Annotated in this window: 14 protein-coding genes; 11 read left to right on the top strand and 3 right to left on the bottom strand. The window is 70.8% G+C overall.

Going from position 1 to position 16304, the window contains the following annotated elements; translation table 11 throughout:
• The first annotated feature begins 1 nt into the window (after position 1).
• From secF to AB8735_RS08245, 3 genes are all read left to right on the top strand, one after another.
• Positions 2 to 1093, top strand: a complete 1092-nt coding sequence (secF, locus tag AB8735_RS08255; RefSeq protein WP_372406390.1) for a protein translocase subunit SecF — start codon at positions 2 to 4, stop codon at positions 1091 to 1093.
• Positions 1090 to 1656, top strand: coding sequence for an adenine phosphoribosyltransferase (locus AB8735_RS08250; RefSeq protein WP_344029574.1), 567 nt, complete (start codon positions 1090 to 1092; stop codon positions 1654 to 1656). Before secF ends, AB8735_RS08250 begins: the two co-directional genes overlap by 4 nt.
• 157 nt (positions 1657 to 1813) lie before the next feature.
• The gene (locus AB8735_RS08245; protein WP_372406388.1) at positions 1814 to 4309 is read left to right on the top strand and encodes a bifunctional (p)ppGpp synthetase/guanosine-3',5'-bis(diphosphate) 3'-pyrophosphohydrolase; all 2496 of its coding nucleotides are present in this window, start codon (positions 1814 to 1816) and stop codon (positions 4307 to 4309) included.
• Positions 4310 to 4368: 59 nt separating this feature from the next.
• Here AB8735_RS08245 and AB8735_RS08240 read toward each other — a convergent pair whose 3' ends face one another.
• Positions 4369 to 5598: a DUF349 domain-containing protein gene (locus AB8735_RS08240; RefSeq protein ID WP_344029580.1), complete on the bottom strand. Its 1230-nt coding sequence runs from the start codon at positions 5596 to 5598 to the stop codon at positions 4369 to 4371.
• A 254-nt stretch (positions 5599 to 5852) separates the two neighbouring features.
• A complete protein-coding gene (locus tag AB8735_RS08235; protein ID WP_372406386.1) occupies positions 5853 to 6716 on the bottom strand; it encodes a peptidylprolyl isomerase in 864 nt (287 codons plus the stop codon).
• Between the two features lie 191 nt (positions 6717 to 6907).
• On the opposite strand from AB8735_RS08235, the gene AB8735_RS08230 reads away from it, so the two are divergent.
• From AB8735_RS08230 to AB8735_RS08215, 4 genes are all read left to right on the top strand, one after another.
• Positions 6908 to 7618, top strand: coding sequence for an MBL fold metallo-hydrolase (locus AB8735_RS08230; protein ID WP_344029586.1), 711 nt, complete (start codon positions 6908 to 6910; stop codon positions 7616 to 7618).
• A gap of 11 nt (positions 7619 to 7629) precedes the next feature.
• Positions 7630 to 8892 carry a histidine--tRNA ligase gene (gene hisS, locus AB8735_RS08225; protein ID WP_344029589.1) on the top strand — a complete coding sequence of 421 codons (1263 nt, stop codon included), beginning with the start codon at positions 7630 to 7632 and terminating at the stop codon, positions 8890 to 8892.
• Positions 8893 to 8952: 60 nt separating this feature from the next.
• Positions 8953 to 9612, top strand: a complete 660-nt coding sequence (locus AB8735_RS08220) for a vitamin K epoxide reductase family protein (protein WP_344029592.1) — start codon at positions 8953 to 8955, stop codon at positions 9610 to 9612.
• Between the two features lie 67 nt (positions 9613 to 9679).
• Positions 9680 to 11029, top strand: coding sequence for a replication-associated recombination protein A (locus AB8735_RS08215; protein ID WP_344029594.1), 1350 nt, complete (start codon positions 9680 to 9682; stop codon positions 11027 to 11029).
• A gap of 100 nt (positions 11030 to 11129) precedes the next feature.
• Here the strand turns inward: AB8735_RS08215 and AB8735_RS08210 are convergent, their stop codons facing one another.
• Entirely contained in the window at positions 11130 to 11843 is a 714-nt protein-coding gene (locus tag AB8735_RS08210) for a DUF2470 domain-containing protein (RefSeq protein ID WP_372406382.1), read from the bottom strand.
• A gap of 188 nt (positions 11844 to 12031) precedes the next feature.
• Here AB8735_RS08210 and rpsD point away from each other — a divergent pair, with 188 nt between their 5' ends.
• From rpsD to alaS, 4 genes are all read left to right on the top strand, one after another.
• Positions 12032 to 12646, top strand: a complete 615-nt coding sequence (gene rpsD / locus AB8735_RS08205) for a 30S ribosomal protein S4 (protein ID WP_344029600.1) — start codon at positions 12032 to 12034, stop codon at positions 12644 to 12646.
• 204 nt (positions 12647 to 12850) lie between these two features.
• Complete coding sequence (locus tag AB8735_RS08200) at positions 12851 to 13297, top strand: DUF948 domain-containing protein (protein ID WP_344029603.1); 447 nt, start codon at positions 12851 to 12853, stop codon at positions 13295 to 13297.
• Between the two features lie 7 nt (positions 13298 to 13304).
• Complete coding sequence (locus tag AB8735_RS08195) at positions 13305 to 13634, top strand: DUF6167 family protein (protein WP_344029606.1); 330 nt, start codon at positions 13305 to 13307, stop codon at positions 13632 to 13634.
• Positions 13634 to 16303 (top strand): alanine--tRNA ligase, encoded by a 2670-nt coding sequence (alaS, locus tag AB8735_RS08190; protein ID WP_344029609.1) that lies wholly within the window; start codon positions 13634 to 13636, stop codon positions 16301 to 16303. Before AB8735_RS08195 ends, alaS begins: the two co-directional genes overlap by 1 nt.
• Position 16304 lies beyond the last annotated feature (1 nt).

Genomic DNA, 16304 nt, shown 5'->3' with positions numbered 1-16304 from the left:
GATGTCACGACTCGGCACTCTCGGCGCCCGGCTCTACCGAGGCGAGGTCGGCTACGACTTCGTCGCCAAACGGAAGATCTGGTACGGCATCTCGATCCTCATCACCATCACGGCCATCGTCGGCCTGGCGGTGCGCGGCCTCAACATGGGCATCGAGTTCTCCGGCGGCGCGATCTTCAACACGGAGAAGACGTCGGTCTCCGCCGATGCGGCGAAGGAGACCGCGCAGCAGGCTTCGGGCCACACCGCAGTGGTCCAGAAGACCGGTGACGGCAAGCTGCGCATCCAGGTCAGCGAGCTGACCCCGGAACAGTCCCGCACCACCCAGCAGGCCCTCGCCAAGAAGCTGGACGTCTCCACCAACAAGATCAACACCGACATCGTCGGCCCCAGCTGGGGTGACGAGATCGCCAACAAGGCATGGACCGGCCTCGCCATCTTCATGCTCCTCGTGGTGATCTACCTCGCCATCGCCTTCGAGTGGCGCATGGCGATCGCCGCCCTGGTCGCGCTGATCCACGACCTCACCATCACCGTGGGCATCTACGCCCTGGTGGGCTTCGAGGTCACCCCGGGCACCGTGATCGGTCTGCTGACGATCCTCGGTTACTCGCTCTACGACACTGTCGTCGTCTTCGACGGTCTGAAGGAGAGCGCGAAGGACATCACCAAGCAGACCCGCTTCACCTACAGCGAGATCGCCAACCGCAGCCTCAACGGCACCCTGGTCCGCTCCATCAACACCACGGTCGTCGCGCTGCTGCCGGTCGCCGGCCTGCTGTTCATCGGCGGCGGCTTCCTCGGCGCGGGCATGCTCAACGACATCTCGCTCGCCCTGTTCGTCGGCCTCGCGGCCGGTGCCTACTCCTCGATCTTCATCGCCACTCCGCTGGTCGCCGACCTCAAGGAGCGCGACCCGCAGATGAAGGCCCTGGCCCGGCGGATCAAGGCCAAGCGGGCCGCCCAGTCCGCCAAGGCGGACTCGGCGCAGGACGACCAGGAGACCGCGGAGGACGAGACGCAGGACGCGCCCCCGGCGGGCGTCGTGGGCCAGCGCCGTCAGCCCGAGGGACGCAAGGGGAAGCGCCGATGACCGTCCAGTACACCGAGAGCGCCGACGGGGCCCTGCGCGAGCTGCTGCTCAGCCGGATCCACGACGTCCCGGACTACCCGAAGCCGGGCGTGGTGTTCAAGGACATCACCCCGCTGCTCGCCGACGCCGAGGCGTTCACCGCGCTCACCGACGCGTTCGCCGCCCTGTGCGAGCGCTACCGCGTGGACAAGATCGTCGGCCTGGAGGCGCGCGGCTTCATCCTCGCCGCCCCCGTGGCCGTCCGCGCCGGCATCGGCTTCGTCCCCGTCCGCAAGGCCGGCAAGCTGCCCGGCGCCACGCTGCGCCAGGGGTACGAGCTGGAGTACGGCACGGCCGAGATAGAGATCCACGCCGAGGCCCTGGGCCGCGGCGAGCGGGTCCTCGTCATCGACGACGTCCTGGCCACCGGCGGCACCGCCGAGGCGTCCCTCCAGCTGATCCGCCGCGCCGGCGCCGAGGTGGCGGGCGTCGCGGTCCTCATGGAGCTGGGTTTCCTCGACGGCCGGACGCGCCTGGCGGACGCCCTGGGCGGGGCCCCGCTGGACGCCCTGATCCGCGTCTGACCCCAGAGCGAGCCACAGGAAGCGGGCCCCGGGAGAACCCCGGGGCCCGCTTCGTGCGTCCTTGACGCCGCCGGGCGGGAGGCACCTCCCCGGCCCGGATCGATACCATGGCAGTCCGGACCTGATCGGGGGGCCGGACCCCGCATGAGGAGTGCTCTTGCCAGACAAGGCCCAGCCGCTCTCCCCCAGACTCCGTCCGGGGGAACCCCCAGCCGCACAGCCCGACACACCTGAGGCCGCGGCGGCCACGGGCATGCCCGGCTCCAAGGCGCCCGAGGCGCCGACCCCCGGGAGCGACGCGGTCCGGGAAGCGCCCGCGGCTCCCCGCCCCACGCCCCCGCCGAGCGCCCCCGCGCGCTCCGCCTCCTCCAGCCGGGTCAGGGCCCGCCTGGCCCGCCTCGGCGTCCAGCGGCAGAGCCCGTACAACCCGGTCCTCGAGCCGCTGCTGCGCATCGTCCGCGGAAACGATCCGAAGGCCGACGCGGGCACGCTCCGCCAGATCGAGCGCGCCTACCAGGTCGCCGAGCGCTGGCACCGCGGCCAGAAGCGCAAGAGCGGCGACCCGTACATCACCCACCCGCTCGCCGTCACCACCATCCTCGCCGAGCTCGGCATGGACCCGGCCACCCTGATGGCCGGACTGCTGCACGACACCGTCGAGGACACCGAGTACGGGCTCGACACCCTCCGCCGCGACTTCGGCGACCAGGTCGCCCTGCTCGTCGACGGCGTCACCAAGCTGGACAAGGTCAAGTTCGGCGAGGCGGCCCAGGCGGAGACGGTCCGCAAGATGGTCGTCGCCATGGCCAAGGACCCGCGCGTCCTGGTCATCAAGCTCGCCGACCGCCTGCACAACATGCGCACCATGCGCTACCTCAAGCGGGAGAAGCAGGAGAAGAAGGCCCGCGAGACGCTGGAGATCTACGCCCCGCTGGCGCACCGGCTGGGCATGAACACCATCAAGTGGGAGCTGGAGGACCTCGCGTTCGCGATCCTCTACCCCAAGATGTACGACGAGATCGTGCGTCTGGTGGCCGAGCGCGCCCCCAAGCGGGACGAGTACCTGGCGATCGTCACCGACGAGGTCCAGGCCGATCTGCGCGCCGCCCGCATCAAGGCCACCGTCACCGGCCGGCCGAAGCACTACTACAGCGTCTACCAGAAGATGATCGTCCGCGGCCGGGACTTCGCGGAGATCTACGACCTGGTGGGCATCCGCGTCCTCGTCGACACCGTCCGCGACTGCTACGCGGCCCTCGGCACGGTGCACGCGCGGTGGAATCCGGTCCCCGGCCGGTTCAAGGACTACATCGCGATGCCCAAGTTCAACATGTACCAGTCGTTGCACACGACGGTCATAGGGCCCAGCGGCAAGCCCGTCGAGCTGCAGATCCGCACCTTCGACATGCACCGCCGCGCCGAGTACGGCATCGCCGCGCACTGGAAGTACAAACAGGAGGCCGTCGCGGGCGCCTCCAAGATCCGTACGGATGTGCCGAAGAACGCCGGCAAGAACCAGGACACCGTCAACGACATGGCCTGGCTGCGGCAGTTGCTCGACTGGCAGAAGGAGACGGAGGACCCGGGCGAGTTCCTGGAGTCCCTGCGCTTCGACCTCTCGCGCAACGAGGTCTTCGTCTTCACGCCGAAGGGCGACGTCATAGCGCTGCCGGCCGGGGCGACCCCGGTCGACTTCGCCTACGCCGTGCACACCGAGGTCGGCCACCGCACCATAGGCGCCCGGGTCAACGGACGGCTGGTGCCGCTCGAATCGACCCTGGACAACGGTGACTTGGTCGAGGTCTTCACCTCCAAGGCGCCCGGCGCCGGCCCCTCCCGCGACTGGCTGGGCTTCGTCAAGTCCCCCCGCGCCCGCAACAAGATCCGGGCCTGGTTCTCCAAGGAGCGCCGGGACGAGGCGATCGAGCAGGGCAAGGACGCCATCGCCCGCGCGATGCGCAAGCAGAACCTGCCCATCCAGCGCATCCTGACCGGCGATTCGCTGGTCACCCTCGCGCACGAGATGCGCTACCCCGACATCTCCTCCCTCTACGCGGCCATCGGCGAGGGCCATGTGGCGGCCCAGGGCGTGGTGCAGAAGCTCGTCCAGGCGCTCGGCGGGGAGGACGCGGCCACCGAGGACATCGAGGAGGCCGCGCCGATCCGCGGCCGCTCCAAGCGGCGGTCCAGTGCCGATCCGGGCGTGGTGGTCAAGGGCGTTGACGACGTGTGGGTCAAACTGGCCCGCTGCTGTACGCCCGTTCCCGGCGACCCCATCATCGGCTTCGTCACCCGCGGCAACGGCATCTCGGTCCACCGGGCCGACTGTGTCAACGTCGACTCCCTCTCCCAGCAGCCGGAGCGGATCATCGACGTCGAGTGGGCGCCCACCCAGTCGTCGGTCTTCCTCGTCGCCATCCAGGTGGAGGCGCTCGACCGCTCGCGGCTCCTGTCGGACGTCACCCGGGTCCTGTCGGACCAGCACGTCAACATCCTCTCGGCGGCCGTGCAGACGTCCCGCGACCGGGTCGCGACCTCGCGGTTCACCTTCGAGATGGGCGACCCCAAGCACCTCGGCCACGTCCTCAAGGCCGTCCGGGGTGTGGAGGGCGTCTACGACGTCTACCGTGTGACCTCGGCCCGCAGGCCGTAGCACGGCGTACGAAAGGGCCCCCGGCGAGCACGCCGGGGGCCCTTCTCGCATACGGACGGTCAGCCGCCGAACTCCTCCAGGCCCTTCAGCGCCTGGTCCAGCAGCGCCTTGCGGCCCTCCAGCTCCTTGGCGAGCTTGTCGGCCTTGGAGTCGTTGCCCGCGGCCCGCGCCTTGGCGATCTGGTCCTGGAGCTTGTCCACCGCGTCCTGGAGCTGCCCGGTCAGGCCGGCCGCACGGGCCCGCGCCTCAGGGTTCGTCCGCCGCCACTCGGCCTCCTCGGCCTCCTGGATGGCGCGCTCCACCGCGTGCATCCGCCCCTCGATCTTCGGCCGGGCGTCCCGCGGCACATGACCGATGGCCTCCCAGCGCTCGTTGACCGAACGGAACGCCGCCCGGGCCGACTTGAGGTCAGTGACCGGAAGCAGCTTCTCCGCCTCGACGACCAGCTCCTCCTTCAGCGTCAGGTTGCCCTGCTGCTCGGCGTCGCGCTCCGCGAACACCTCGCTGCGCGCCTGGAAGAAGACGTCCTGCGCGCCCCGGAAGCGGGCCCACAGCTCGTCCTCCGCCTCGCGCTGGGCACGGCCCGCGGCCTTCCACTCGGTCATCAGGTCCCGGTACCGCGCCGCGGTCGCGCCCCAGTCCGTGGACCCGGACAGCGCCTCGGCCTCGGCGACCAGCTTCTCCTTGACCTTGCGGGCGTCCTCGCGCTGCGCGTCCAGCGACGCGAAGTGCGCCTTGCGCCGCTTGGAGAACGCCGAGCGGGCGTGCGAGAAGCGGTGCCACAGCTCGTCGTCCGTCTTGCGGTCCAGCCGGGGCAGGCCCTTCCAGGTGTCGACCAGGGCCCGCAGCCGCTCGCCGGCCGACCGCCACTGCTCGCTGGCCGCCAGCTCCTCGGCCTCCGCGACGAGCGCCTCCTTGGCCGTGCGGGCCTCCTCGGACTGCTTCGCCTTGGCCGCCTTGCGCTCCTCGCGGCGCGCGTCGACCGTGGCGACCAGCTTGTCCAGCCGCTCTCCGAGCGCCGCCAGATCGCCGACCGCGTGGTGCTCGTCCACCTGCGTCCGCAGGTGCTCGATGGCGGTCATCGCGTCCTTGGCCGACAGGTCCGTGGTCCTGACACGGCGTTCGAGGAGGCCGATCTCCACGACCAGGCCCTCGTACTTGCGCTCGAAGTAGGCAAGGGCCTCTTCGGGGCTCCCCGCCTGCCACGAGCCGACGACCTTCTCGCCGTCGGCGGTACGCACGTACACCGTCCCCGTCTCATCGACGCGGCCCCACGGGTCGCTGCTCACAGCGCCTCCTCCACATGATGCCGGGGCCGGTTCGCGGCCCTCGCGCATCGTCCACAGTTTGTCCCGGCAGGGCCGCGCCCCGCCGGTCCGGCGGCTTGATCCATTGATTGCCGATCGGTGCTGTCCGGGTGCCTCGCAGCCGCCGAGACCAGGCACCCTGCACAACGCCAACATAGGCGAACGGTGGCCCGGCTGTCCGTATCCCGCGACCGAAATTTCGCCTCCGGCCGAGGGTGCGGAACGCCGCGCCCGGCTCAGGACTTGGCGACCGTCGCCTTGTCGATGACGGTCGTCGCGTTGGGCGGACCGTCGGGTCCGCCGCCCTGCACACCGGCGTCCGCGATCTTCTTCAGGGTCTTCATGCCCTCGGCGCCGATCGTGCCGAGCGGGGTGTAGTCCGGCGGCAACGGGCTGTCCTTGTAGACGAGGAAGAACTGGCTGCCGGTGGAGTGGGGCGCCTGGGTCTTCGCCATGGCGACCATGCCGGCGGGGTAGATCTTCATGCCCGCCTTCTTCGCCTCCGGGTCCGAAGGCTCCTTCAGCGCCGGGTCCTTGAGGTTCTCCTCGGCCAGCGTGTAGCCGGGCCCGCCCTGGCCGGTGCCCTTCGGGTCGCCGCACTGCAGGACGGAGATCCCCGCCTCCGCGCCCGTGAGCCGGTGGCACTTGGTGTGGTCCAGGAAGCCCTGGGCCGCCAGGAAGTTGAAGGAGTTGACCGTGTGCGGGGCCTTGGCCGCGTCCATCGTGATGTCGATGGTGCCGCAGGTGGTCTTGAGGTTCATCGCGTAGGACGCCGACTTGTCGACGCTCATCTCCGGCTCCGACTTCCACGTCTTCGTGGCGGGGGAGCCCGGGGCGGGCTTGGCGCAGGGGTCCGGGCCCTTGGTGGGAGTGGGCAGATCGCTCGGCGTCGCGTCGGCCGAGGTCTCCTTGCCGTCGTCCCCGCCGCCCAGGGCGCCGCTCGCGTAGGCGGTGGCCCCCGCGGCGATCACCACGGCGAGGCCCGCCGCGATCACCGCGTTGCGGCGCCGCGCCTTGCGGCGCATCTCCTCGCGGCGCTGCTGCTGCCGCTCGAACTTCTCCCGGGCGAGCTGCCGCCGCCGCTGCTCGTTACTGACCACCGGGTCGTCTCCTCGTGCTTCTCGTCCGTCGCTCGTCCGTGGTGAGCTGCGTGTTGCGAGTGTGCCCGTACCGTATACGGGTTCGCGGCTCCGTACCCGCCGCCGGTAGGCTCTGAACCGGCCGAGGTACGGAACGGGCGCGCCCGCCGGGCCTCCGCCGCGTCGATACAGGCCGACATTTAAGGACGAACGTGCTGATTGCCGGGTTCCCCGCCGGGGCCTGGGGGACCAATTGTTATCTGGTCGCCCCCGCCGCCGGTGAGGAGTGCGTGATCATCGACCCGGGCCACCAGGCCGCCCAGGGAGTCGAGGAGACGCTCAGGAAGCATCGGCTCAAGCCCGTCGCCGTCGTCCTCACCCATGGCCACATCGACCACGTCGCGTCGGTGGTGCCGGTGTGCGGCGCCCATGACGTCCCCGCCTGGATCCACCCCGCCGACCGCTACATGATGAGCGACCCCGAGAAGGCGCTCGGCCGGTCCATCGGGGCACAGCTCCTGGGGGAGCTGACGGTGGGGGAGCCGGACGACCTCAAGGAGCTCTCCGATGGCAGCACGCTCCATCTGGCGGGGCTGGAGTTCTCCGTCGCGCACGCGCCCGGCCATACCAAGGGGTCGGTGACCTTCAGGATGCCCGAGACCTCCGAGATCCCCTCGGTCTTCTTCTCGGGCGACCTGCTGTTCGCCGGCTCCATCGGACGCACCGACCTGCCGGGCGGTGACCACGCCGAGATGCTCGATTCGCTGGCCCGCGTGTGCCTGCCGCTCGACGACTCGACCGTGGTCCTCTCCGGCCACGGCCCCCAGACGACCATCGGCCAAGAGCGCGCCGCCAACCCGTATCTCCGCGAGGTGGCCGCCGGCCAGGGAGCCGGATCCCCGGCTCCGCGACGAGGAATGTGACGAAAGCTTCCGTGAGCACCTTCAAGGCCCCCAAGGGCACCTACGACCTCCTGCCCCCCGACTCGGCGACCTACCTCGCCGTGCGCGAGGCGATCTCCGCGCCGCTGCGGCGCGCCGGTTACGGCTATGTCGAGACCCCCGGTTTCGAGCAGGTCGAGCTGTTCTCCCGCGGCGTCGGCGAGTCCACCGACATCGTGACCAAGGAGATGTACACCCTCACCACGCGCGGCGGCGACGAGCTCGCGCTGCGCCCCGAGGGCACCGCCTCCGTGCTGCGCGCCGCGCTGGAGGCCAACCTGCACAAGGCCGGCAACCTGCCGGTCAAGCTCTGGTACTCCGGCTCGTACTACCGCTACGAGCGCCCGCAGGCCGGCCGTTACCGCCACTTCTCCCAGGTCGGCGCCGAGGCCATCGGTGCCGAGGACCCGGCGCTGGACGCCGAGCTGATCATCCTGGCCGTCGACGCGTACAAGTCGCTGGGCCTGCGCAACTTCCGGCTGCTGCTCAACTCGCTCGGCGACAAGGAGTGCCGCCCCGCCTACCGGGCCGCGCTCCAGGAGTTCCTCCGCGGGCTCGATCTGGACGAGGACACCCGCCGCCGCATCGAGATCAACCCGCTGCGGGTCCTCGACGACAAGCGCGAGTCCGTCCAGAAGCAGCTCGTCGGCGCCCCGATGCTCCGCGACCACCTCTGCGAGGCGTGCAAGGAGTACCACGAGCGGGTGCGCGAGCTGCTGACCGCGGCGGGCGTCGCCTTCGAGGACGACGAGAAGCTGGTCCGCGGCCTCGACTACTACACGCGCACCACCTTCGAGTTCGTCCACGACGGCCTCGGCTCGCAGTCCGCGGTGGGCGGCGGCGGCCGCTACGACGGGCTCTCCGAGATGATCGGCGGCCCCGCGCTGCCGTCCGTCGGCTGGGCGCTCGGCGTGGACCGCACGGTGCTGGCGCTCAAGGCCGAGGGCATCGAGCTCGAACTGCCCGCCCCCACCCAGGTGTACGCGGTGCCGCTGGGCGACGAGGCCCGCCGGGTCCTCTTCGGCGTGGTCACCGAGCTGCGCCGGGCCGGCGTCGCCACGGACTTCGCCTTCGGCGGCAAGGGCCTGAAGAACGCCATGAAGTCGGCCAACCGCTCGGGCGCCCGCTTCGCGCTGGTCGCGGGCGAACGGGACCTGGCCGAGGGCGTGGTGCAGCTCAAGGACCTGGAGAGCAGCGAGCAGACCGCCGTCGCGCTCGACACCGTCGTGAGTGAACTCCTGGCCAAGCAGGGCTGATTGCGCCCGCCCTGGTGCAGAATGGGCGGCACCGCGACCGACTGATGGGAACTACGCCACATGACGACCTCGGCACTTGACCGTTCCGACACCGACGGCTCGGAGCGGGGCGGCCCCGCCCCGGGCACGGTGGGCGGAAGCCGTGCGTTCGCGTTGCTGCTGGTCGTCACCGGGGCGATGGGGCTGCTGGCCGCCTGGGTCATCACGCTCGACAAGAACAAGATCCTCGAGGCCAAGGCGGACGGCAAGACCTACACCCCCGGGTGCAGCCTCAACCCGATCGTCTCCTGCGGCAACATCATGGAGAGCAAGCAGGCACAGGCCTTCGGGTTCCCCAACCCGTGGCTGGGCCTGGTCTGTTACGGCGTGATCATCGCCATCGGTCTGGCGCTGCTCGGCGGGGCCCGCCTCCCGCGCTGGTACTGGCTCGGCATGCAGGCCGGGACGCTCTTCGGCGTCGCGTTCTGCAGCTGGCTCCAGTACCAGTCGCTCTACGTCATCGGCTCGCTCTGCCTGTGGTGCTGCCTGGCCTGGGTCGCGACCATCGTCATGTTCTGCTACGTGCTGGTGCAGAACGTCCGGCACCGCTTCATCCCGCTGCCGGACGGTGCGCGGCGCGCGGTGCTGGAGTTCCACTGGGTGCTGCCGGTGCTGTGGATCGGCGTCATCGGGCTGCTGATCCTCACCAACTGGTGGTCGTTCTGGACGGGTCAGTCCTGATCACGGGCCGGTCCTGATCCGATCGGCGGTTCGAAGCGCTGTCAGTGGGAGGGCTTAGGGTTTCGGTGTGGAGCCCGACCTGTTCACCGCAGCCGCAGAGGACCGCCAGGAGAAGGATCCGGCGAGCAGTCCGCTGGCCGTCCGCATGCGCCCCCGTACCCTCGACGAGGTCGTGGGGCAGCAGCACCTGCTCAAGCCGGGCTCGCCCCTGCGCAGGCTGGTGGGGGAGGGCAGCGGCGGCCCGGCCGGGCCCTCCTCGGTGATCCTCTGGGGCCCGCCCGGCATCGGCAAGACGACGCTGGCATACGTCGTCAGCCAGGCCACCAAGAAGCGCTTCGTCGAGCTCTCCGCGATCACGGCCGGGGTCAAGGAGGTGCGGGCCGTCATCGACGGTGCCCGCCGCGCCTCCGGCGGCTACGGCCAGGAGACCGTCCTCTTCCTCGACGAGATCCACCGCTTCAGTAAGGCCCAGCAGGATTCCCTGCTCCCGGCCGTCGAGAACCGCTGGGTCACCCTCGTCGCGGCGACCACGGAGAACCCCTACTTCTCGGTGATCTCCCCCCTGCTCTCCCGCTCCCTCCTGCTCACCCTCCAGGCGCTCACCGACGACGACCTGCGGGGGCTGCTGCGCCGTGCGCTCACGGACGAGCGCGGCCTCGGCGGGGCCGTCACGCTCGCCGCGGACGCGGAGGCGCACCTGCTGCGGATCGCCGGCGGCGACGCACGGCGGGCGCTGACCGCCCTGGAGGCGGGCGCCGGAGCGGCGATCGCCAAGGGCGAGGCGGAGATCGGCCTGCAGACGCTGGAGGAGACGGTCGACCGGGCGGCGGTGAAGTACGACCGCGACGGGGACCAGCACTACGACGTGGCCAGCGCGCTGATCAAATCGATCCGCGGCTCGGACGTGGATGCCACGCTGCACTATCTCGCCCGGATGATCGAGGCGGGCGAGGACCCGAGGTTCATCGCCCGGCGGCTGATGATCTCGGCGAGCGAGGACATCGGGCTGGCGGATCCCACGGCGCTCCAGACCGCGGTCGCGGGCGCACAGGCGGTCGCGATGATCGGCTTCCCCGAGGCGCGGATCACCCTCTCCCAGGTCGCCATCGCCCTGGCGCTCGCGCCCAAGTCCAACGCGGCGTATCTGGCGATCGACGCGGCGCTGGCCGATGTGCGGGCGGGGCTGGCCGGAGCGGTGCCGGCGCACCTGCGGGACGGGCATTACAAGGGGGCGGAGAAGCTGGGGCATGCGCAGGGGTATGTGTATCCGCACGATCTGCCGGGGGGCGTTGCCGCGCAGCAGTACGCGCCGGATGCGGTGCAGGGGAAGCGGTATTACGAGCCGACGCGGTACGGGGCGGAGGCGCGGTACGCGGATGTGGTGGAGCGGGTGCGGCAGCGTTTGAAGGGGGAGTGAGCCGTCGGCCCGCCCCCTGCGTTCGTCCTCAAGCGCCGGACGGGCTGAAGCGCGTGCTCGGGCACGAATCAGCCCGTCCGGCGAAAGGGCAGGGCGGGAGTCAATCCTCCGTCGCGTCGAAGAGGCGGTGCATCGCCCTCCGCAGGCCCGCCACGTCGCGCACCGGCTCCGGGAATTCGAAGCGCGCGTCGAAGGAGCGGTCCGTCCGGGACCCCTCGTCGCCGCTCCGTGTGAAGCGGACCCGCAGGCCGAAGCGGTCCAGGGCCAGCGGCACGGCCCGGTCGTCCGGCCCGGCGGCCGTGCGGTGTTCGCCCAGCAGCCGCCACAGCCGGTGCACCTGGTCCCCGTGGCCGGAGTGCAGATGCTGCAGCAGCTCCGTCTCGTAGTCGACGAGCGGGTCCGGCGAGGCCGCCGCGAAGGCGTCGGGGTCGACGCCCTCCGCGCCCCAGAGGTCGTCCACGGACACCTCGCCCAGCTCCAGCCGGACCATGACGCGACCGGGCTCGGCGACGCCGGGGACGACGGTGATCCACCCGGAGAGCCAGGCGCGTCCCCGGATGCGGTTGGGGACGGAGACCGGGGCCACGTCGGTGAGCTCCAGGACCGCCGGGAGGTCGCCGTCCTGGGCGTGCGTCGCGGCCCGTACGGCCGGCGAGTCGGCCGGGAAGAGGAGGTGGACGTCGCCGTCGCGGCCCACGCTGCGGGTCTCGGGGGAGATCTGCTCGGGGCGGGTGTTCTCCAGCCCGGGCACGAGCAGCACCGCGGAGCATGTACTCTGTACGAGAGTTCGTGTGCGCTCGGCTGCTGACGGCATCCGGGCGGATTCAAGTCCGCTGGGACGCGGCTGACCACGATCTGATCGGACCTCCGTCACGTCGGCGCCATCGAGAGCGTCGGCCTTCTTCGTGTTGTCCGTGATGTGACTGGTGTTCCCCGGGCGAGACATGCGATCTCCTTGAGTAAGGTGAGCCTAACCTAACCTATTTCGGAGGTCTGGAGAACGTGCCTAACCAGTCGCGTCCCAAGGTCAAGAAGTCTCGTGCGCTCGGCATCGCGCTGACGCCGAAGGCCGTCAAGTACTTCGAGGCCCGCCCCTACCCGCCGGGCGAGCACGGCCGTGGCCGCAAGCAGAACTCGGACTACAAGGTCCGTCTGCTCGAGAAGCAGCGTCTGCGCGCCCAGTACGACATCAGCGAGCGCCAGATGGCGCGCGCCTACGACCGCGCCAAGAAGGCCGAGGGCAAGACGGGCGAGGCGCTGGTCGTCGAGCTCGAGCGCCGTCTCGACGCCCTGGTCCTGCGTTCGGGCATCGCCCGCACCATCTACCAGGCCCGCCAGATGGTCGTCCACGGCCACATCGAGGTCAACGGTGGCAAGGTCGACAAGCCGTCCTTCCGCGTCCGCCCCGACGACGTCGTGATGGTCCGCGAGCGCAGCCGCTCCAAGACCCTCTTCGAGACGGCCCGCGCCGGTGGCTTCGCCGCCGACGGCGAGACCCCGCGCTACCTCCAGGTCAACCTGGCCGCGCTGGCCTTCCGCCTGGACCGCGAGCCGAACCGCAAGGAGATCCCGGTGATCTGCGACGAGCAGCTCGTCGTCGAGTACTACGCCCGCTAAGTCGGACATAGCGCCTCCTTCTCCGGCCGGCCCGCCGTCTCCCCGCCCTCTGGCGGGCGAGGTGGCGGGCCGCCGTTGTTTTCCGGTGCGGCCGGGGCCGAAACCGAGTACGGGAGGTCACCCCCGGCGCGATAAGGTCGGTATCCGACGTTCTACGTATGTGACCAGCTGTGTGACCAGCGACGACGAGCAGGGAGCGGTGCAGTGTCCGGTGGAGAGGTGGCCGGGATCCTCGTGGCCGTCTTCTGGGCGATCCTGGTGTCCTTCATCGCCCTGGTCCTGGTCCGTCTGGCCCAGACGCTGAAGGCCGCCACCAAGCTGGTCGCCGACGTCACCGAACAGGCCGTCCCGCTCCTCGCCGACGCCTCCGCGACCGTCCGCTCCGCCCACACCCAGCTCGCCCGCGTCGACTCGATCGCCGCGGACGTCCAGGAGGTCACGGCCAACGCCTCCGCGCTGTCCTCGACCGTCTCCTCCGCCTTCGGCGGCCCGCTGGTCAAGGTCGCCGCCTTCGGCTACGGGGTGCGGCGGGCGATCGGCCGCAAGGGCGGCCCGGCGGAGACCGAGCAGAGGGTGTTCACCGGCAGGACCGTCGGCAAGAAACTGCCGTCCGCCCGGCGCGGCGGCCGCCGTACCCGTGGGAAGGGTTGACCCAGAAATGTTCCGCCGTGCTTTTTGGTTCACCACCGGTGTGGCCGCCGGTGTGTGGGCCACCACCAAGGTCAACCGCACCCTGGACAAGCTCACGCCCGAGAGCCTGGCGCTCCAGGCCGCCGATCGTGCCGTGCTCGCCGGCCGTCGCGTCAAGCTCTTCGCCCTCGACATCCGCGACGGCATGGCACACCGCGAGGCGGCGCTCAAGGACGCGCTCGGTCTGGCGGCCGCGCCGGAGCCCGAGCCCCGGGCGCTCCCCGGACAGCGGCCGCACCTCGTGGTCGTCGAACCACAGAACTCCCACCACTCGCTCACCCGGAAAGAGGACCACTGATGGAGTCCGCCGAAATCCGCCGCCGCTGGTTGCGCTTCTTCGAAGAGCGTGGACACACCGTCGTGCCGTCGGCGTCGCTCATCGCGGACGACCCGACGCTGCTCCTGGTCCCCGCGGGCATGGTGCCCTTCAAGCCGTACTTCCTCGGCGAGGTCAAGCCGCCGTTCAGCCGTGCCACCAGCGTGCAGAAGTGCGTCCGCACGCCGGACATCGAGGAGGTCGGCAAGACCACCCGGCACGGCACGTTCTTCCAGATGTGCGGCAACTTCTCCTTCGGTGACTACTTCAAGGAGGGCGCGATCAAGCTCTCCTGGGAGCTGCTGACCAGCCCCGTGGCCGACGGCGGCTTCGGGCTGGACCCGGAGAAGCTCTGGATCACCGTCTACCAGGACGACGACGAGGCCGAGCGGATCTGGCGCGATGTGGTCGGCGTCCCCGCCGGGCGCATCCAGCGCCTGGGCAAGAAGGACAACTTCTGGTCCATGGGCGTCCCGGGCCCCTGCGGCCCCTGCTCCGAGATCAACTACGACCGCGGCCCCGAGTTCGGCCCCGAGGGCGGCCCGGCCGTCAACGACGAGCGGTACGTGGAGATCTGGAACCTGGTCTTCATGCAGTACGAGCGGGGTGCCGGTGACGGCAAGGAGGACTTCCCGATCCTCGGCGACCTCCCCGCCAAGAACATCGACACCGGTCTCGGCCTCGAGCGCCTCGCCATGATCCTCCAGGGCGTGCGCAACATGTACGAGACGGACACCCTGCGCGTCGTCATCGACAAGGCCACCGAGCTCACCGGGGTCGCCTACGGCGCCGCCGACGCCTCCGACGTCTCGCTGCGCGTGGTCGCCGACCACATGCGCACCTCCGTGATGCTCATCGGCGACGGCGTCACCCCCGGCAACGAGGGCCGCGGCTACGTCCTGCGCCGCATCATGCGCCGTGCCATCCGCAACATGCGGATGCTGGGCGCCACCGGCCCGGTCGTCGCCGACCTGCTCGACGTGATCATCAACACGATGGGCCAGCAGTACCCGGAGCTCGTCTCCGACCGCAAGCGCATCGAGACCGTCGCGCTCGCCGAGGAGGCCGCCTTCCTCAAGGCCCTCAAGGGCGGCACCAACATCCTCGACACCGCCGTCACCGAGACCAAGGCCGCCGGCGGCACGGTCCTCGCCGGCGAGAAGGCGTTCCTGCTCCACGACACCTGGGGCTTCCCGATCGACCTCACCCTGGAGATGGCCGCCGAGCAGGGCCTCTCGGTGGACGAGGACGGCTTCCGCCGCCTGATGAAGGAGCAGCGGGACCGCGCCAAGGCCGACGCCAAGGCCAAGAAGACCGGCCACGCCGACCTGTCCGCCTACCGCGAGGTCGCCGACGCCTCCGGCGCCACCGACTTCACCGGCTACACCACCACCGAGGGCGAGTCCACGGTCGTCGGTCTGCTCGTGGACGGCGTGCCCTCGCCCGCCGCGACCGAGGGCGACGAGGTCGAGGTCGTCCTCGACCGCACCCCGTTCTACGCCGAGGGCGGCGGCCAGCAGGCCGACCAGGGCCGGATCAAGTTCGACACCGGTGCCGTGATCGAGGTCCGCGACGTGCAGAAGCCGGTCCCCGGCGTGCATGTGCACAAGGGCGTCGTCCAGGTCGGCGAGGTGACCGTGGGCGCCTCCGCCTACGCCGTCATCGACGTCAAGCGCCGCCGCGCCATCGCCCGCGCCCACAGCGCCACCCACCTCACCCACCAGGCGCTGCGCGACGCCCTGGGCCCGACCGCCGCCCAGGCCGGTTCGGAGAACGCCCCGGGCCGCTTCCGCTTCGACTTCGGCTCCCCGGCCGCCGTCCCCGGCGCCGTCCTCACCGACGTCGAGCAGCGGATCAACGAGGTCCTCTCCCGGGAGCTCGAGGTCGAGGCCGAGATCATGAGCCTGGACGAGGCCAAGAAGGCCGGTGCCATCGCCGAGTTCGGCGAGAAGTACGGCGAGCGGGTCCGCGTGGTGACCATCGGCGACTTCTCCAAGGAGCTGTGCGGCGGTACGCACGTCGCCAACACCGCCCAGCTGGGCCTGGTCAAGCTCCTCGGCGAGTCCTCGATCGGCTCCGGCGTGCGCCGCGTCGAGGCCCTCGTCGGCGCCGACGCGTACAACTTCCTGGCCAAGGAGCACACGGTCGTCGCCCAGCTCACCGAGCTGGTCAAGGGCCGTCCGGAGGAGCTGCCGGAGAAGATCTCCGGGATGCTCGCCAAGCTCAAGGACGCCGAGAAGGAGATCGAGCGCTTCCGCGCCGAGAAGGTGCTCCAGGCCGCCGCCGGGCTGGCCGAGGGCGCCAAGGACGTCCGCGGCGTCGCCCTGGTCACCGGCAAGGTGCCGGACGGCACGGGCGCCGACGACCTGCGCAAGCTGGTGCTCGACGTGCGTGGCCGGATCAACGGCGGCCGTCCGGCCGTCGTCGCCCTGTTCACCGTTGCGGGCGGCCGTCCGCTGACCGTGATCGCCACCAACGACGCCGCGCGCGACCGCGGCCTCAAGGCCGGTGACCTGGTGCGTACCGCGGCCAAGACGCTCGGCGGCGGTGGCGGCGGCAAGCCGGACGTCGCCCAGGGCGGCGGCCAGAACCCGGAGGCCGTGGACGAGGCCATGGCCGCCGTGGAGCGTCTCGTCGGGGAAGCGGCCTGAG

Source organism: Streptomyces luteireticuli, from assembly GCF_041519305.1.
GTDB classification, from domain to species: domain Bacteria; phylum Actinomycetota; class Actinomycetes; order Streptomycetales; family Streptomycetaceae; genus Streptomyces; species Streptomyces luteireticuli.
This window is presented reverse-complemented; position numbering and strand designations above follow the sequence as displayed.